The organism is Acetobacter indonesiensis (assembly GCF_000963945.1).
GTDB classification, from domain to species: Bacteria; Pseudomonadota; Alphaproteobacteria; order Acetobacterales; family Acetobacteraceae; genus Acetobacter; species Acetobacter indonesiensis.
Window position 1 is genome coordinate 108,957 of sequence record NZ_BAMW01000007.1, and the last position, 17,965, is coordinate 126,921.

General features: G+C 53.6%; 20 protein-coding genes. 5 read left to right on the plus strand and 15 right to left on the minus strand.

The window, feature by feature from the left end; genetic code table 11:
* Window positions 1–38: 38 nt before the first annotated feature.
* The 3 genes from plsX to Abin_RS03360 all read right to left on the minus strand — a co-directional run bounded on the left by plsX (window position 39) and on the right by Abin_RS03360 (window position 2,147).
* Window positions 39–1,145 carry a phosphate acyltransferase PlsX gene (plsX, locus tag Abin_RS03350; protein ID WP_048844938.1) on the minus strand — a complete coding sequence of 369 codons (1,107 nt, stop codon included), beginning with the start codon at window positions 1,143–1,145 and terminating at the stop codon, window positions 39–41.
* A gap of 82 nt (window positions 1,146–1,227) precedes the next feature.
* Entirely contained in the window at window positions 1,228–1,431 is a 204-nt protein-coding gene (rpmF, locus tag Abin_RS03355; RefSeq protein ID WP_035380917.1) for a 50S ribosomal protein L32, read from the minus strand.
* Window positions 1,432–1,592: 161 nt separating this feature from the next.
* The gene (locus Abin_RS03360; protein WP_048844939.1) at window positions 1,593–2,147 is read right to left on the minus strand and encodes a DUF177 domain-containing protein; all 555 of its coding nucleotides are present in this window, start codon (window positions 2,145–2,147) and stop codon (window positions 1,593–1,595) included.
* Between the two features lie 283 nt (window positions 2,148–2,430).
* On the opposite strand from Abin_RS03360, the gene Abin_RS03365 reads away from it, so the two are divergent.
* Window positions 2,431–2,997, plus strand: a complete 567-nt coding sequence (locus tag Abin_RS03365) for an outer membrane protein assembly factor BamE (protein WP_048844940.1) — start codon at window positions 2,431–2,433, stop codon at window positions 2,995–2,997.
* Window positions 2,998–3,083: 86 nt separating this feature from the next.
* Here Abin_RS03365 and Abin_RS03370 read toward each other — a convergent pair whose 3' ends face one another.
* From Abin_RS03370 to def, 5 genes are read right to left on the minus strand one after another with little or no spacing between them, the layout of a single operon-like run.
* Window positions 3,084–4,409 carry an ATP-binding protein gene (locus Abin_RS03370; protein ID WP_052948155.1) on the minus strand — a complete coding sequence of 442 codons (1,326 nt, stop codon included), beginning with the start codon at window positions 4,407–4,409 and terminating at the stop codon, window positions 3,084–3,086.
* 59 nt (window positions 4,410–4,468) lie between these two features.
* Window positions 4,469–5,200: a response regulator gene (locus Abin_RS03375; RefSeq protein ID WP_048844942.1), complete on the minus strand. Its 732-nt coding sequence runs from the start codon at window positions 5,198–5,200 to the stop codon at window positions 4,469–4,471.
* Complete coding sequence (locus tag Abin_RS03380; RefSeq protein ID WP_048844943.1) at window positions 5,190–5,717, minus strand: MarR family winged helix-turn-helix transcriptional regulator; 528 nt, start codon at window positions 5,715–5,717, stop codon at window positions 5,190–5,192. The genes Abin_RS03375 and Abin_RS03380 overlap by 11 nt, the downstream gene beginning before the upstream one ends.
* 24 nt (window positions 5,718–5,741) lie before the next feature.
* Window positions 5,742–6,422, minus strand: a complete 681-nt coding sequence (locus Abin_RS03385) for a ubiquinone biosynthesis protein COQ9 (protein WP_048844944.1) — start codon at window positions 6,420–6,422, stop codon at window positions 5,742–5,744.
* Window positions 6,419–6,949, minus strand: coding sequence for a peptide deformylase (gene def / locus Abin_RS03390; RefSeq protein ID WP_048844945.1), 531 nt, complete (start codon window positions 6,947–6,949; stop codon window positions 6,419–6,421). The genes Abin_RS03385 and def overlap by 4 nt, the downstream gene beginning before the upstream one ends.
* Window positions 6,950–7,150: 201 nt before the next feature.
* Between def and rpsU the strand changes: the two genes are divergently transcribed.
* On the plus strand, window positions 7,151–7,354 hold the full coding sequence (gene rpsU / locus Abin_RS03395; protein ID WP_048836534.1) for a 30S ribosomal protein S21: 204 nt from the start codon (window positions 7,151–7,153) through the stop codon (window positions 7,352–7,354).
* Window positions 7,355–7,485: 131 nt separating this feature from the next.
* On the opposite strand, the gene Abin_RS03400 is transcribed toward rpsU, so the two are convergent.
* Window positions 7,486–7,779, minus strand: coding sequence for an AzlD family protein (locus Abin_RS03400; RefSeq protein ID WP_048844946.1), 294 nt, complete (start codon window positions 7,777–7,779; stop codon window positions 7,486–7,488).
* Complete coding sequence (locus Abin_RS03405) at window positions 7,776–8,417, minus strand: AzlC family ABC transporter permease (protein WP_218026270.1); 642 nt, start codon at window positions 8,415–8,417, stop codon at window positions 7,776–7,778. Before Abin_RS03405 ends, Abin_RS03400 begins: the two co-directional genes overlap by 4 nt.
* A gap of 198 nt (window positions 8,418–8,615) precedes the next feature.
* Here Abin_RS03405 and Abin_RS03410 point away from each other — a divergent pair, with 198 nt between their 5' ends.
* On the plus strand, window positions 8,616–9,080 hold the full coding sequence (locus Abin_RS03410; protein ID WP_048845034.1) for an Lrp/AsnC family transcriptional regulator: 465 nt from the start codon (window positions 8,616–8,618) through the stop codon (window positions 9,078–9,080).
* Window positions 9,081–9,119: 39 nt separating this feature from the next.
* Here Abin_RS03410 and Abin_RS03415 read toward each other — a convergent pair whose 3' ends face one another.
* Complete coding sequence (locus Abin_RS03415; protein ID WP_048844948.1) at window positions 9,120–10,574, minus strand: catalase; 1,455 nt, start codon at window positions 10,572–10,574, stop codon at window positions 9,120–9,122.
* A 102-nt stretch (window positions 10,575–10,676) separates the two neighbouring features.
* Between Abin_RS03415 and Abin_RS03420 the strand changes: the two genes are divergently transcribed.
* Entirely contained in the window at window positions 10,677–11,621 is a 945-nt protein-coding gene (locus tag Abin_RS03420) for a hydrogen peroxide-inducible genes activator (RefSeq protein ID WP_048844949.1), read from the plus strand.
* A 113-nt stretch (window positions 11,622–11,734) separates the two neighbouring features.
* Here the strand turns inward: Abin_RS03420 and Abin_RS03425 are convergent, their stop codons facing one another.
* From Abin_RS03425 to Abin_RS03435, 3 genes are read right to left on the minus strand one after another with little or no spacing between them, the layout of a single operon-like run.
* Entirely contained in the window at window positions 11,735–11,854 is a 120-nt protein-coding gene (locus Abin_RS03425) for a DUF2474 family protein (protein ID WP_084593430.1), read from the minus strand.
* Between the two features lie 15 nt (window positions 11,855–11,869).
* On the minus strand, window positions 11,870–12,904 hold the full coding sequence (gene cydB, locus Abin_RS03430; protein ID WP_048844950.1) for a cytochrome d ubiquinol oxidase subunit II: 1,035 nt from the start codon (window positions 12,902–12,904) through the stop codon (window positions 11,870–11,872).
* Window positions 12,905–12,906: 2 nt separating this feature from the next.
* Window positions 12,907–14,334, minus strand: coding sequence for a cytochrome ubiquinol oxidase subunit I (locus tag Abin_RS03435; RefSeq protein WP_048844951.1), 1,428 nt, complete (start codon window positions 14,332–14,334; stop codon window positions 12,907–12,909).
* Window positions 14,335–14,719: 385 nt separating this feature from the next.
* Between Abin_RS03435 and Abin_RS03440 the strand changes: the two genes are divergently transcribed.
* Window positions 14,720–15,649 (plus strand): Dyp-type peroxidase, encoded by a 930-nt coding sequence (locus Abin_RS03440; RefSeq protein WP_048844952.1) that lies wholly within the window; start codon window positions 14,720–14,722, stop codon window positions 15,647–15,649.
* An 83-nt stretch (window positions 15,650–15,732) separates the two neighbouring features.
* Here Abin_RS03440 and Abin_RS03445 read toward each other — a convergent pair whose 3' ends face one another.
* Window positions 15,733–17,850, minus strand: a complete 2,118-nt coding sequence (locus Abin_RS03445; protein WP_048844953.1) for a prolyl oligopeptidase family serine peptidase — start codon at window positions 17,848–17,850, stop codon at window positions 15,733–15,735.
* Between the last annotated feature and the right edge of the window lie 115 nt (window positions 17,851–17,965).

Below are 17,965 nucleotides of genomic sequence, written 5' to 3' on the forward strand. Positions count from 1 at the left end.
TGAAACGAGGCAGCATTTCACCGTTCTGTTCTATTCCGTCAGGACACCGTTGCTACGGGTTCGCGCTCCATGGAGGCCTGCTGATGAGATAGAAGAGCACCCATATGGGACAGGCGCTCACGAATACCGTCGTTAAAGCCATGCGTGACCATATCCATGGCAACGTCAACCGCAGCCGCAAAACCCTCGGCATCTGTCCCGCCATGAGATTTCACAACCACGCCATTCAGGCCAACAAACACGGCACCGTTATACCGGCGGGGATCAAGCCATTCTTTCATGCGCTCAAGTCCGGGCCGCACCAGAAGGTAACCAATTTTGGCGATAATACCGCGACTAAAAACCTGTCGGAGCAGAGATGTTGACATTTTCAGCACCCCTTCCCCGGTTTTCAGCGCGACATTGCCTGTAAAACCGTCCGTCACCACCACATCGGTCGTGCCGGCTGTAATGTCATGCCCTTCAATAAAGCCATGGAACTGAGCGGCCAGCGGGCTTTCACGCAGCACTTCAGAAGCGATACGCAGCTTCTCGTCGCCCTTGAGTTCTTCTGAACCAATATTGAGGAGACCGATACGGGGGGCAGGCAAACCAAGAACAGCCTTGGCAAAGGCCTCGCCCATTACCGCGAATTCTACCAGATTCCGCCAGTCGCACGCCACATTGGCACCGAGGTCAAGCATGACCACGTCACCTTTGATGGTAGGGCTGATAGCGGCCATGGCCGGGCGGGAAATACCCGGCATGGTTTTGACCACAATTTTGGCCAACGCCAGCATTGCGCCACTGTTGCCAGCAGACACAACGCCTTTTGCCCGGCCACTAGCAACAGCATCCATCCCCAGACGCATGGAAGATTTCCGCACGCGCAGTGCGGCGGTCGGCTTCATGTCCATGGGAATGGATTCATCTGTATGCCAAAGTGTGCAGATGGCTTCTGCTTTCGGATGCCTGGCGAGCAGCGGGCGAAGCTTTGCTTCATCGCCCGTCAGAAGCACACGCATGCCGGGATGACGATCAGCAGCAATGGCAAGCCCGGCAATGACCACATCGGGAGCTCCATCTCCCCCCATTCCATCAACCGCAAGGCTAAAAACCTCGCTTTGATCTGAAGGGGGATTAGCTGGAATCTCTCTATCGCTCATGCCTGCTTCTCTGCCATGCCGCAGATGCCTTACTCCTGTAACGCTTCATGCCCACGTTAGATGGACATGTGCACCTGTGATATCAGGCGCGAACAGCGACTTTCAGTGCTTTACCAGCTGCAATCACTTCACGGCCGTCATAGTGGCCACAGTGGCTGCAGATGTTGTGCGGACGCTTCAGCTCACCACAGTTAGAGCATTCAGCATAGGCCTCCACACGCAGAGCTTCATGGCTGCGACGCATGCCACGACGTGAAGGCGAGGTTTTTCTTTTGGGTACAGCCATGGGCCCGAGCCCCTCCAAACAGATCAAAGACCGCCAGCAACACGGCACGAGGCCATGCAACTGGCAAGACAAAACAGGTTAATCACCAGATTGAGGGCGGGCTCTAGCAGAGAGCCGCACCTTTCGCAAGCAAGAGCGCAAGAAAACCCGCGCTCGACACATCAGCTATCCTTGCGGCGCAACCGTTCAAGGGCGGAAAATGGATTGATCACGTTTGCCCGTGCCTCTTCCTGCGTCCGCTTTTCAGCTTCTTCCTCATCAATCACAAGGCCTTCAGGCAACTGGGCATCAGGCGCATGAGGATAAGGTTCCAGATCAAGTGCAAACTGTTCAACAGCAGCTTCGCCCAGATCAACGGAGTCTCCTTCATACGGGATCTCATCGACCGCATCTAGATCAGGTTCTGCACTTTCTTCAAAATGTTCTTCAGGCACAAATTGCACCGCGAACGAGCCCGCCAGCACGTCTTCAAACGGTTCAAGCGTGACCACGCAGGTCTGCTTGAAGCGGGCCGCAAGAGCACCGTGGGCAGAAACGACATTCCGCCGCCCCAGTTCCAACTGATATTTGCAGCGGAACATGGTCACTTCTGGCAGACCCAGACGGACCGCAATCCGCGCACATTCCTCAGGCGTTGCTTCAACCGTCACAGCCAGCCCACCTGCGCCGATTCGGCGAACTGCCGTCGGGCGGGAAAATTCGGGTTTCTCGGCCATCGGGACCCTCCTGAAAAAACATTTGCCGTATTCAGAACCGCCGTGGCGGCTACGGACGCGTATCTGTCTGCGCCCGCCACACAGCCGTATCACAAACTCTCTGCTGCGTAAGGCGGCGGCGGCAGTTTTTCCGTTAAATCAAGGCGTGCGGTAAATTCTGTAATTGACGCACTCCCTGCATTAAGGCATCCGACAAGACAGGTCTGCCCACGTGCAGCCACTGTTTGATTTCGTCGCTCTTTTTTCTATAGAGTGACAGCACAAACCGGGGTGCTTTACTGACATGATGCCGCAACGCTCGAAAACAATGGCGCGTCTCCGCACAGGATGCGGATTACTCGCGGCACTGAGCATCCTGTCGGGTTGCGGTGTTTTTCGCCCAACGCCCATTCCCCGTGGCTCGCTGATTGAAGCAGATGACTACAACCAGCTTGTTCCGGGCACCAGCACCCGTGCCGATGCAGTCGATCTTCTGGGCTCTGCCACCACCAAGGGGGCTTTTGACGATAATACGTGGATTTATATTTCCATGACCACGTATCTGCGGCCAATAGATTTCCCCGGCGTGAAGAAGCAGCAGGTTGTTGTGCTGAAATTCAACAACGCAGGTGCGCTGGAAAGCATGCGGACGCTGAGCCGTCGTGACGCCCGCCCTGTTGCCATGATCAGCCAGGTTACCCCGACGCCTGGCACAAGTATCAACATTCTTCAGCAGATTCTGGGCAATGTGGGTCGCTACAACCCGATGCAGAACATGATGGGCAGCAGCGGCAACATGGGCAGCGGCGGTGGCGGCATGATGAACAGCAACAGCGGTCCGGGCCACTTCGGCTCAGGCAACACGCTCTAATCTGACAGATTTCTGGTTATTTTCTAAAAAGGGTGGCCTCTTGCCGCCCTTTTTTATTGCAGATTATCCGGGGACCTAACTTCCAGTTAGGGCAGAAAAATCTTCACACGCAAGCCACCTGATGGCGAGATATCCAGTTCCATATCCCCACCATGTGCCCGCACGATATCGCGCGATATTGTTAGCCCAAGGCCTGTGCCGCCCCCGCGCCCACTTTCAAACGCACGAAAAACAGCTTCCCGACGGTCAGCACTGATGCCCGGTCCATCATCATCGACCAGAATACAGGCTCCTTCAGAAGATGCCCGCGCCGTCAGTGTAATTGCCCCACCATGCCGCCGGGCATTATCCAGCAGATTGGTCAACGCACGCCGCATGGCATCCGGCCGCATCATAACCTGAAGATTTTTCTGAATACTGACAGCCTGAATACGGGCACCTGTTCGCTTGGCAGCACTCACCACGTCTTCCACAAACGGGGCCAGTTCCACAACTGTCGGTGTTTCAGCCCCCTCGCCTCGGGCAAAGGAGAGATAGCTGTCAATCATGTGCTCCATTTCGACCACATCATTGATCATATCGTCCACGTCTTCACGAATGTCTTCGGCCTTCACCGTCCCCACCCGCGGCATCATGGCCAGAGAAAGACGAATCCGCGTAAGCGGTGTCCGCAGATCATGCGAAACCCCAGCCAGAACGCCCGTACGCTGGGACACAAAGCGGAAAATACGATCCTGCATGCGGTTAAACGCAACGGCAGCTTTCCTGACTTCCTGTGCGCCTTCAGGCTTGATGGGGCCAATATCACGCCCCAGACCAAACTGCTCGGCCCCTTTGGCCAGTCTGCGGATAGCGCGGACCTGATTTCGCATAAACAGGCTGGCAATCGTAAACAGAAGAAGCGAACTCCCTAACGCCCACGCCACAAACAGCCAGATCTGCCCCATATCCAAGCGCTTGCGCGGGGCTTCGACTTCCAGAACGCCGTCACTAAGTTGGATGGAAATTTTAACGGTGTGCGGGTCCTGCTTCCAGTTTACAAAAAATGGATAATCAATGGCACTTTCAAGTGCATGCGCCAGATCCTCGTCCATTGGTCCCAGCACATGGTTAAAGCCGAACCGGCGTAGTTTGGCTCCCGGCCGCCATGTTTCAATCAGTTGAAGATGGTCACGCGCCTGCGCAACAAACCATTCCTTGTCACTTTGTTTGTGCAGACGCTCCAACGCATTCAATGACAGGACAATTTCTGAACTGACCCCATCTGACAGACGGCGAGAGACGACTTTCAGAAAATTACCGTAAAACAGTTCAAGAGAAATGGCCTGCGTCACCAGCAGGGGAATGAATACAATCAGCAGGGAACGCCCGAGCAGAGACCGGGGCAGGACACGCCGCACCGATTTTTCCATACGGCGAGATCTTAGTAACCCTGGCGGAAACAACCGGAGCGTTCTGCGGTCTGTCACCCTTATTGCACGCCGGGTTTCAAGACATACCCACGTCCACGGATAGTGTGCAGAAACCGGGGCTCTCGGGGGTCGGGCTCTATACGCCGCCGCAACCGCGTGACCTGCACATCGACCGCGCGCTCCCCTATTTCCGCCATATCAAGCGCACGGGCAATTTCTTCCCGCGTCAGGACTTCGTTTGGTTTACGCGCCAAAACCGACAAAAGTGCTGCTTCGCCACCCGTCAGATGAATATTGCCGTTGGGTCCAGACAAAAGCGCCCGCACAGGATCGAACTCCTGCTCCCCAAGGCGAATAATACGCAAATTATCCGTAGCAGGAGCAGGTGCCAGACGCCGCAAATGCGCTTTAAGCCGCAAGAGCAGTTCCCGTGGCTCAAACGGCTTACCCAGATAATCATCAGCGCCTGCTTCCAGCCCCGAAATCCGGTCTGCTGGCTCTCCGCGCGCAGTTAGGAGCACAATCGGAAACTCTTGCCCCGAATCCCGCAAAGACCGGGTTAATTCCAGCCCGGTTTCGCCGGGCATGGTGACATCCAGCACCATGGCGTCAGGTCGGATGGCGCTTAACGCCTGACGCGCCTCTGCGGCATTGGCGGCCACACTGATGCGAAATCCGTGTTCGGACAAATAGCGTTGAAGCAGACGCCTCAAACGCGAATCATCATCCACAACAATGACATGGGGGGCTGTTTCCTCCTCCAGCATGACGTCGTGCGGATCATGAACCATGGCGTCCCTTCCTTCGGCCTGCGGCATCATCTGCCACCATTGTGCGGCTGCTTTCAGACAGCATGCCCCACATCACGCGACGAAACCCTTCCACTGCGGCCCCTCCGGCCTCGCGATACGCTTCAACCAACCGATGGCGTACAACCGCAAACAGACGGGCCTCAACACTCTGGCCCTCTTTGCTCAGACGTAAAAGCCTTTGCCTGCGGTCACGCATGCAGGACTCGCTTTCCAGATACCCTCGCGCCTGTAATTCGCCCAGCGTACGGCCCAGACTTTGCTTGGTAACGCCCAATACTTCCTGCAACCGACTAACCGGAATACCGGGACTGAACGCCAGAACCTGCAAAACGCGATAATGAGCCCGCCCCAGCTTTTGTTCCGCCAGAATCGGCTCCATCGCTGCCGTCATGTCACGCGTTGCAAGAAACATCATGGTCTGAGCCAGCCGAATCTGCTCCTCACGCAGAAACAGCAGACCCGCCCCGGCTTCATCACTTGGGCGATAGCCGCTCATCTTAGTGACCTTGCGCTTGTAGCATCAGGTGGCAGACGCAGAAGTTTCAGCGGCACGAGGCGTATGAGCGCTTCGACTTAAACGGGCCTTCACCTTACCCAACCGGAGAACATCAGCCAGCCTGCGCTCAACAAAAGCAGCCAAAGCGGCCTCATCCCGACCACGCGACACCCAGTAGAGAAGCGTCGCGCCATACACCATGCTCAGCGTCATGCGCTTGGTTACATAAGTTACCCCAGACGAATCGTCCTGCGCAGCCTGCCAGATTGCATTGACCGTCCGTAAAAGAGACCGGCGCAAGGCACCACGCGCACAGGGACTAGCCAACACGCCAAAGCCAGTCCGTGCCCCCATCCGCATGGCGGTATCCGTTGGCAACCGGAGAAGAATGGCCTGTTTCACCCGCTGGCTTAAGCGGGGCTCGTCTGTTTCCAACATGGCTGAGACCATGTCGCGGTCGCACACATCGGACCATGTTTCCACCATTTCAACCGGGCCACCGGGAAACAGCAGGTCAGCATCCGGGCCAGCCACGTCACGCAGCACGGCAATGCTCCAGCCTCGGTCTCCCGCCACGGCGGCCAGCTTGCGCAAAGCCTCATCCCGAACCGGGTCACGTTCCAAGGGAAACGGCATGCTGCCTGTCGCCAGCCCAGCCACGGCAAAAGAAATTGCCTGCTGCACTTTGTTTCCTGTCACGCTCATGCCCTTACACCGTATCGCACCATTTCGGCCTCAAACCCCAGTTTACCCAGATCATCCATCCGCATGGGATAGAGAATCCCGTTCAGATGGTCCATTTCATGTTGCATGACATGCGCCCGGAAGCCTGATGCTACGCCCTCCACTCTTTTTCCCTGCCTGTCATATCCCGCATAGCGGACCCGTTTATAACGCGGCACTTCCCCTCGCAGGCCCGGAATAGACAGACACCCTTCAAACCGTGGGATCATTTCATCATCCACAGGCTCAAGCTCGGGGTTGATGATAACCTGCACATCAAGGGCTGGGTCTTCTTCTCCCTCGCTCCGGCTTTGAGGTACAGAATAAAGAAAAAGCCTTTTTGAAACATGCACTTGTGGGGCGGCCAAGCCAACGCCACCTGCATCCGCCAATGTTTCAATCATGTTATCAATCAGTTGCTGAAGCTCAGGCGTCGTCATGTCTGCTATGGCCTCGGCCCGCTCAAGCAGGACTGGGTGCCCCATGCGGGCAATTTTCAGCACAGCCATTTCGTTCTCCTCTTTGCACGCACTGTGTCACAAGAGTTTGTTGATAAGAAGCAAGAACGAATTGTGTGTTTGCTCAACACCGTGCTATAGACGCCGCCAATAGAGGAATCGGCGGCATGTGAGTGCTGTATCCGCTTCTTTTTTCATATCACTTCAAAACCGGGGTTATCCGGGTTTTCTGAAACAGGGGTTAGTGACCAAGTGCACGTTCTCGTCCGTGACAACAATGTCGATCAGGCTCTTAAAGCGCTCAAAAAGAAAATGCAGCGTGAAGGTATTTTCCGCGAAATGAAGCTGCGCCGTCATTTTGAAAAGCCTTCCGAGCGTAAAGCCCGTGAGTCTGCTGAGGCCGTGCGTCGCGCCCGCAAGATGGAACGCAAGCGCATTGAACGCGAAGGCTTCTAAGCTATCGCGCTAAAGCGTCAGAAAAAGGCCGGAGCACCCTTGGTGCCCGGCCTTTTTTCTTGCCTATATGCCAGTAGAGAATAACGAGCCTAATACAAAGCCCTTCTTCTCTGAACCCCACAGGCGCAAGATCACATCGGCAGAAACAGCCGGAATAGTCCTCCACTGGCAACACCAATCACGACGGTCATTAACAGCGAGCATCGGCTTGCTGCCAGTGCGGTAACAGCCAAAGCTGCCAGATCCGCCACTTTGCCAGATGCAAAGCTGGGAGCCAGCACAGCAATCAAAACACAACCCGGCGCGGCTTCCATGACTTTGGCTGTGCGGGGTGAAATCACGGCATTATTAAGCAGCAGATACCCGGCAACCCGCGTGCTATACGTCGTAAGCGCCATAAGCACGATTGTCAGAACGCTCATCATGTGCGGGCCTGCATCCAGGACACCGTGATACCGGCCAACGCCCCCAACGGCACATACCACCCTTTGGGCAGAACCAGATAAGCCGCCACAGCCACACTCAGGCTTGCCAGCCACGGCAGCATGGACCCCACGCCTTTCCACATGCCACGCAGCAAAACAAAAAATACGGCCGGAAAGGCCATATCAAACCCATAGCGGGTAACGTCCCCTAATATCGGACCGAGCAAAGCGCCGAAAAAAGTAAAAACAATCCATGAGCCATAAAGCCCGCTTGATATCCCCATGTAATAAGGCAGGCTAAATCCGGTTTTACGGGCATCAGTCAGACTAAGCGCCCACGTTTCATCACACATAAAAAACAGGCTGGGCAGCATGATTTTACTCGGTATGCGGCGCAGATAAGGCGCAAGGGTCGCGCCCATAAGAATATGCCGACTGTTGACCAGAAACGTCACGCCAACAATCAGCAACATATGTGGGGGAGACGTCCATAACCCGACCGCTGCAAATTCTGACCCACCACCGAAATTCAACCCGGTCATCAAGGGAACATCAAGCAGACTGAACTGGTGCATGCGGGCCTGTGCGCCCAGTACCAAGGCAAACGGCACAAACCCCACCATAATAGGCAAAGACACACGCAATCCGCGCCAATATTCCGCTTTTCTACAGCGCACGTCTGGCGCAGGCCTTTCACTTGGCACGACTTGAAACCTATTTGCTCATCGAATACGCAATCTTATCTCACTCCCCGTGGCATGTGCATGCAAAAGCATCGTTCTTTTACTGATTTATTAGAGTATAATGCTAAAATTATTTCTTATATTGGTTGGAAAATGTCGCTTAAAATTGATGTCATAGACAAGAAAATTCTGGCCGCACTGCAACGCAATGGCCGCATCAGCAATGTGGAACTGGCGAAAAAGGTCGGGCTTTCCCCTACACCTTGTCTGCGTCGCGTTAAAATTCTGGAAGATGCAGGCATTATTGATCGCTACGTTGCCCTGCTGAACCCCACCAAAATGGGCATCACCACCACCGTTTTTGTCCGAGTGTGGCTGGAGGGACAAGATGAAGATACCGTCAGCCATTTTGTAAAAGCCGTACAGGCGTCACCCGAAGTGGTCGAATGTCACCTGATGGCTGGAGACTGTGATTTTCTGCTCCGTGTTGTTGCGCAGGATCTGGAAACATATAGACGGTTTCAGGCTGAATATCTGGCGCGGGTCAAAGGTGTGCGTAGCCTGAAAACGGATATTCCCATGCAAAAAATCAAACTCTCATGGGAAATACCGCTCTAGGGAGGCAGAGTGGCATAAAGAAACACCCTGCCCGTGCCCTTAGCCGTTCTGGGTTGCCAAGGCTTGCCTGACCCCTTCTGCCCACGCGGGGTCGGCCTTGTGAAAATGCTCAAGCTGGCGTTCGATAATAAATGTCGGCACACCCTGCATGGCCGCTGCTATGTTGCTGAAGAACCGCTGCTTTTGCCCATCATCAAACAGTCGGAACAATGCCGCTGGCTGGGTGTAATCGTCATTCCCTTCACGATGATCATAATACCCGGCATAGCCTTCCAGACGCAGGGGCGGTTCTTTGACTGAAGGCTCCTCAACCGGGCCGCTGAAGGAATTGGGCTCGTAGTAAGCATCTGTGCCACGAGGAGAATCAGACCGCATCGGGCCATCGGCATGATATGTCCGCACCTGCGTTTTAGGTCGATTAACCGGCAGATTTTCGTAATGCGTACCCACCCGATAGCGATGAGCATCAGCATAGGCAAACAATCTGCCCTGCAAGACTTTATCTGGCGAATAGCCAATTCCCGGCACAATATTTGAAGGAGAGAACGATGCCTGCTCCATTTCCGCAAAATAATGTTCCGGGTTGCGGTTAAGCTCCATGACACCGACTTCTATCAACGGAAAATCTGCGTGCGGCCAGACTTTGGTCAGATCAAACGGATCAAAAGACTGCTTCAGGGCATCTTCTTCCGGCATTATCTGAACAAACAGCGTCCAGCGGGGAAAATCTCCGGCTTCAATAGCATTATAGAGATCACGCTGGGCACTTTCGCGGTCCTGCCCGACAACTTCCGCCGCTTCTGCGTTCGTCCAGTGTTTGTGCCCCTGCTGCGTCTTGAAATGAAATTTCACCCAAAACCGCTCACCCGCATTGTTCCAGAATGAATAGGTGTGGCTACCAAAACCATTCATGAAACGATATCCCTGCGGCAAGCCTCGGTCAGAGAACAGAATAGCCACCTGATGCAGGCTTTCCGGGCTAAGTGACCAGAAATCCCACATAGCCGTTGCCGAGCGCATGTTGGTGCGCGGGTGGCGCTTTTGCGTATGAATGAAGTCAGGAAATTTCATAGGGTCACGGATGAAAAAGACCGGGGTGTTATTCCCCACCAGATCCCAGTTGCCTTCGTCTGTATAAAACTTCATGGCAAAGCCGCGCACGTCACGTTCAGCATCGGCTGCGCCACGTTCTCCGGCTACGGTTGAAAAGCGCACAAGCAGATCGGTCTGCTTGCCAATTTCCCCAAATATCGCAGCACGCGTGTAGCGGGTGATATCGTGCGTGACGGTGAATGTTCCATATGCTCCAGATCCTTTTGCATGAACAACACGTTCGGGAATCCGTTCCCGGTTCTGGTGGGCCAGTTTTTCCAGTAACTGATAATTTTCCAGCAGCAGCGGCCCATGTTTACCGGCACTCTTGCTATTCTGGTTGTCTGGCACGGGGGTGCCCGCAGTCGTGGTTAAAACGGGTGGTTTGGCTGTTTGAGACATGATGATCTGCCTTCTTTTCTGTGTGTAAACACAGATCTATCAGCCCCCATTCAATAAAATAATTCGTTTAATTTTATTGTTTAGATAGGGTATACCTATCTAATGTCTCAAACAGTTTCTCGCTCCCTTAGCGGCCTGACACTCCGTGACCTTGAATATATTCTTGCCGTTGCCCGCACGGGCCATTTTGGCCGGGCCGCTGAACAATGCGCCGTGACGCAACCCGCATTGAGCGAACAGATTCGCAAAGTAGAAACCCTGCTTGAGTGCGTGCTGTTTGAACGCGGCCGTCATGGAGCAAGGCTCACCCAACGCGGCACAACCCTTCTTCCTTTGATGGAAACCATTGTCCGTGATGCCCGCGCCCTGATGGCACAGGCCCGAAGTGCTGAAGAAACCCTGCAGGGCTCGCTGGCACTTGGTATTATTCCGACGCTGGCCCCCTATTACATGCCTACTCTTTTACGGCAGTTACGCTGCCACACACCTGACATCGCACTGCGATTGACTGAAAACCGCACGGCTGATCTGGCGCGTCAGTTATTGGATTACGAGCTTGATTTGGTTGTCGCCGCCCTGCCCGCTTCTGAAAGCGGCATAACGACAGCCCCACTTTTCTTCGAGCCTTTTCGTGCGCTGGTGCCCCTTACCCATCCACTTGCACAGAAAATACACCTAACGCCTGCTGATCTTGAAAGTGCAGATTTGATTCTGCTTGATCAGGGAAACTGTTTGCGTGACCAGACCCTGTCACTTTGTTCAATCACACAGCCATCCCGCACACCGGACGATGCTCTGATCGCCACCAGTGTGGAAATGCTACGCTACATGGTCGAAGCAGGAGAAGGCGTTGCTGTCATGCCTGCCTTAGCGGTGGAAGGATTAGGACAGACAGGTGGTTTTTCCAAAGCGCTCTCTTTTACAGATCCGACCCTTGGCCGCACCATAGCGCTCTGGTGGCGCAAGACTGATCCTCGCTGCACCCTGTTTGAAAACCTTGCAGACGTTATCAGAACCGCATCGCCTGATTATAAACAGCACCCATAAACACCCCATATCCATTGCATGAGAGTTTTATGAAGTCGCTTTGCCCGCATGATATAAAAAAGGCTGTACGGCGTTTAAGAAACCGCACAGCCCCGCTTTCCGCACACAGAAAGCTAATTATGAATAACCAGCTTTAACACACCCGCGACAACGCCCAGAGCCAAAACCCCACCAACCCAGAGCGCCAGAAACCAGGCAAGCTTACGCCACAAGGGCTGTTCAACCGTCTGCATCTGCGTCTGCTCCTTTTAATGGTAGCTTTCGCTGTGTTCGTTCACGGGGCCACGAAACACATGATAGGCAAAAGCGGTATAGGTCAGAATAAGCGGGATCAAAACCGCAGCCCCCACCAGCAGAAAAGCCTGACTGGTTGGTGGAGACGACGCATCCCAGATTGTCATGCCAGGGGGCACGATATAGGGCCACATATTGATACCCAGCCCTGTAAATGACAGGAAAAACCAGCCCAGTGCACAGAAAAACGGAATCCGCCGAGAGGTTTTTCCGCGCAGAGCCATCATCATCACGATAGCAAGCACCGCAACGGCAACAGGCACAGGCGCAACAAACAGAATACGCGGCCAGTCAGTCCAGTGTTGCATGTAGGTTGCGTGCAAAGCGGGTGTCCAGACTGACACACCCACAATCATCAGCAGCATCAGAACGGAAAGGATACCGCTCCATTTCCGCATACTGTCTTGCAGCGTGCTTTCTGTTCGCCACACCAGCCATGCCGCGCCAAGCAATGTATAACCACACACAACAGCCAGACCGCAAAACAGCGGGAAAGGCGACAACCAGTCAAAGCTGCTACCGACAAACTGGTTGTTTTCAACTTTGATGCCGGACACCAATGTTCCCAGAACAACGCCCTGCATAAAGGTGGCAATAAAAGACCCTACACAGAACCCAATATCCCACAAAGCCTGCGCTTGTTCGGTATGCATGCGGGAGCGAAACTCAAACGCTACACCACGAATAATCAATGCAAACAGCATAATGAAGATCGGCAGATACAAAGCCGGCAGGATGGTGGCGTATGCGTTAGGAAAAACCCCGTATAGGGCAGCCCCACCAAAAATCATCCATGTTTCATTGCCGTCCCAGACGGGGGCAATGGTCTGAATCATGATGTTGCGATGTATCTTGTTTTTCTCGGCAAAGAACAGAATGCCCAAGCCAAGATCAAACCCATCAAGAACAATGTAGATGAAGATTGCCACGGCAGCCAACACAGCCCAGACAACCGGCAGCCAATAGGCAGCACCTGATAGCTCTATCATAATTATGCTTCCGTCCCTGCGTTATCTGACACAGCGCCAGCCATGGCGGCCGCACGTTGTGGGTGCCGGGGATCTGGCCCCGTTTCATTGGAGTGAGGCTCCTGCGCGAAACCACGCAGCAGAATGCTGATGCCCGATGCAAAAACAATCGCATAGACAATTACAAAAATGACCAGCGTGCCCCAGATGCTGGCACTCGGTACTGGCGATGCGCTATCAACCGTGCGCAACAGACCATAAACGGTGAAGGGCTGACGCCCCACTTCGGTCGTGACCCAACCGCACAGCAACGCAATAAAACCTGCCGGGGTCATGATAAGGACGGCACGCTGCAACAGCTTGCTGTTCCACAAAGCACCACGCCACCGGAGCCACAGTGAATATAGCCCTGCCAGTGCCATCAAGACACCCAGAGCAATCATGATCCGGAAGCTGAAAAACACGACATAGGACGGCGCACGCTGGTCTTTGGGATAATCCTTCAAACCGGGCACTTTCCCGCTCAAACTGTGGGTCAGAATCAGCGAGCCTGCATATGGTATGGCGATCTTATAGCGGGTGACCTCGTTCTCCATATCCGGGATACCGAACAACAGTTCCGGGGCATAGCCTTCGCTCTCCCAATCACCTTCCATGGCGGCAATCTTGGCGGGCTGATATTTCAATGTGTTCAGACCGTGGGCATCACCCGCCAGAATTTGAAGTGGGCCAACAATCGCGGCCATCCACATGGCCATAGAAAACATGATTTTAACGGCTTCTGTAGGCTGTCTACCTGCACGGCGCGCCCGGATAAGATGCCAGGCCCCAACACCCCCGACCACAAACGCGACGGAGAGAAACGCCGCCAGCGCCATGTGCACAAGACGAAACGGAAAGGACGGATTAAAGACAATTGCCCACCAATCCTGCGGGATAAAACGTCCTGTACCAGGTTCTATGGCATACCCCTGGGGCGTCTGCATCCATGAGTTTGAAGATAAAATCCAGCTCATGGAAATGAGTGTGCCAAGGGAGACAACACAGGTGGCAAAGAAATGGAGCTTCTTACCAACCTTGTTCATGCCAAACAGCATGATCCCTAAAAAACCCGCCTCAAGAAAAAACGCGGTCATAACTTCGTAGCCCAGAAGCGGCCCCAAAATTGGGCCTGCTTTCTGGGAAAACTGCGCCCAGTTGGTTCCGAATTCGTAAGACATGACCAAACCGGAAACAACGCCCATGCCAAATACAATAGAAAACGCCCGCAACCAGTAACGGAACAGATCAAGATAAACCTGCCGCCCCGTTTTAAGCCACAAGCCTTCCAGCACAGCCAGATAGGCAGCCAGCCCTATGGAAAACGCGGGGAAAACAATATGAAATCCGACAGTGAATGCAAACTGCAATCGCGCCAGAAAAAGGGCATCTAGTCCTGTCACCGGGGGCATACTCCAAGAGGAAAAAGAGGCGGTTGTAAAGAAAGCTTATCCAGCGTGTCAGGCATACGATGGGACGCATTACGCCATGACGTGAAATACGCATCCGCCAGAACACATGATCAAAGACGGCAATAAAAATTATCTTTGATGGCAGTCTTTCTGTTCTAACTGTGCTTTGCGGTGTGTGACAAAGTTATTCCAATTATGGAATTATAAGCAACAGTAATGATGGGCACGGCACCTTGCTCTTTGCCCCCCTCTGCTTCTATGCATTTCGTCGTGCAAACGATATCGGGAGCCTCTGGTTCCCTGTTTTGCTATTATTTTCTTACGTTTTGTCTGAACTTACAGATAATGCCCTCCCGCCTTACCTTTTGTTAGATACGGACACACCATGCCCCCAGTCGCCCCCCAGCCCGTTGTGGCTCCATTGACCCGCGCAGCCATTTTTCTTGTTCTGACCATCAACCCGGATGCTGAAGCAGCTACCGCGGTCAAACAGCTCTGCGCTGACCTGTCGGGCTTACGGCGCACCGTGGGGTTTCGTGATCTGAACGGCCAACTTTCCTGTGTACTGGGGGTTGGTTCCGCAGCGTGGGACCGCCTGTTTCCGGGCGAACGCCCCAAAGAGTTACATCCGTTCAAGGAAATTCAGGGCGTGCATCACGCTGTCTCAACGCCGGGCGATCTGCTGCTGCATATTCGTGCTGTGCGCATGGATATGTGCTTTGAAATGGCGGCCCTCATTATGGACCGTCTGCGCCCCTACACAACCGTGGTAGATGAAGTGCATGGCTTTAAATATTTTGATGACCGCGACCTAATCGGTTTTGTAGACGGCACTGAAAACCCTGAAAATGCAGCAGCCAGTGAAGCAGCGTTTATTGGGGATGAAGACCCTGCATTTGCGGGTGGCAGCTACGTCATCACCCAAAAATATCTGCACGATGTTAAGGCATGGAACAAACTGCCTATCGAAATGCAGGAAAAAATTATTGGCCGCAAAAAGCTGTCAAACGTTGAACTGGATGACGCCACAAAGCCTGACTACGCCCATAATGCCCTGAATGTTGTCACACGCGATGGCAAACAGATTGATATTGTCCGTGACAACATGCCTTATGGAGAAATTGGAAAAGGTGAATTTGGCACCTATTTTATCGGGTATGCACGTTCCGTTTCCACAACAGAGGAAATGCTGCAAAACATGTTTGTTGGCAAACCTGCTGGCAACTATGACCGTCTGCTTGATTTCAGCAAGGCTGTGACAGGCACATTGTTTTTTGTACCAACAATCGATTTTCTGGATGACGTGCAGGCGTAGGAACGCCTCGTTGCCGACGCGACGAATAGTTTAGCAACTCCTACAAAAAAGCCCCCTTAAAGCAGGGGGCTTTTTTTATCGGCTCAATGCGCATCCATCAGACGATGAGACAGATAAACCGCCTCTAAAGCCCGTTCATGGGCGACTTCTGGTGCATTCACCGTGCCAGAATGGCCGCCTTCGATATCTTCGTAATAATAGAAAGGCTTGCCCATTGACTCTAGTCGGGCAGCAAAACGCCGCGCATGAACCGGGCCGACACGATCATCACTGGTAGCCGTGAAGATGAATGGCGTTGGGTAAGTCACTTCAGCCTTCAGATGATGAACCGGCGAAATACGCTTAAGAAACTTCGCTTCCTCCGGCACAGACATCGACCCATATTCGTCCGCCCATGACGCACCGGCTGACATGGTTTCAAAATGTTCCATATCTAGCAATGGCACACCAATAATGACGGCATTCCACATATGGGGATGCTGCACCATCTGCACACCAGCAAGCAGACCGCCGTTAGACCGGCCCCTGATACCCAAATGACGTGGCGTGGTGATTTTGCGGGTTACAAGATCCTGCCCCACGGCAGCAAAATCATCATACACATTCTGGCGGCCTGACTTACGCCCGGCTTCGTGCCATGCCGGGCCAAATTCGCCACCACCGCGAATATTGGCCACCACATACACGCCCCCACGCTCCAACCACAGCTTGCCAATTTCAGGCGCATACGTCGGTGTGTAGGAAACCTGAAAACCACCATAGGCTGTCAGCAACGTCGGGTTCTGTCCGTCCAGCTTCATATTCCGCCGATGCACAACAAAATACGGAACCCGGGTACCATCTGGTGACTGCGCCCAGAACTGTTCTGTTTTCAGGTTTGCTGTTTTGAACCGTGCCGGTGCTGATTTAATTTTGCGCGGTGCCGCATCTTTTTCGACCATCCACAGTTGTTGCGGTTCAAGATAACCTTCAACACTCAGATAGGCGGTGTCCGATGCGTGATCCGTATCAACAATATGGATAGAGGTCATGTCGGGAAGATCCAGCGCGTCTCCATCCCATGGGCGACCACGTTGCATTTCCGTAAAACGCATGGCGCGGCCACGCACATTGTCAAACAAACTAACCAGAACAGTATTTTTTGTGACGCCGACTTCATCAATCGATTGAGAAGGCCCCGGTGTGAAAATAACTTCTACACTTTGGTCTGGGGCTGCGGGATCAACGGAGACAAGGCTACCTGCTGGCACCACGGGCAAGCCTTGCGGGTGCCAGTCTTCCTCAACAGAAAGAACCAAACGCCCTTTCAGCAGACCGTGAAGTTCCGTTTTTGCGGGTAATGGCAACCAGCGCAGCTTGTCCCCTTCTACAATGGCATAGTGGTTTTCAAAAAATGTCACACTCCGCTGAATAAGCACCAGCTTATGGCCGGCCCCATCAGTCAACACTGTGGGAGCAACCATCATGTCTGATTTTTCGCCGCGATAGACTTCAACTTCCTGACCGGGAGCCGCGCCACGCACTATTTTTTTTACAACAAACGGATAACCTGAAGGCGTAAGGGTTTCCCCCTTCCCGTCCCAATCTCTGGTCAACAACACCGTATTCTGGTCGACCCACGCTGCGGTCTGCTTTGAACGCGAAAACTGAAATCCATTCGGCACAAACTGGCCAGTTTTTGTGTTGAATTCACGTAATGTGTCTGCGTCTTCACCACCATTTGAAAGCACAATCAGGCAGTGTTCATCATCCGGTGCCAGACAGTTGGCTTCCTTGAACACCCAGTTCATGTGCTCTTTGGCGGCCAAAGCATCCACGTCCAGCCGTGTTTCCCATTTAGGGTTTTTGGCCAGATAGGAAGACTGCGTCGTTTCACGCCAGATCCCATGCGGATGCTGGGCATCCTGCCAGAAGTTCCAGATATCGCCACCCAGAAGGGACGGCAAAGCCAGACGGTCCGGAGCCTGCAAGACAGCCAGTGTACTTTTATAAAAACCTGCGTAACGCTTATCTTTTTCAAGTGTAGACGTGGTATGGTGGTTCTGTGCCCGCACCCAGCCGAGCGCCTTGGCACCGTGGATATCATCCAGAAAAGAAAAATCTTTCCCCGTCCCGGAAGTTTCAGCACCCGCCTGCGCGGCTGCCCCTGTCATGACCAGCGCCGATGCTGCGCAAGCCAGTATCCAACGTCCAAGACGCATCAAGACTGTCCTTTTGTTCTGGTATTGTGTGTCATCGGGTTCTGTTTTGTATCGGAATGGAGACAATTTGTCTCGGTTTTCCTATCAATCGCTCATCCCCCCTTCCCGGCGTTGC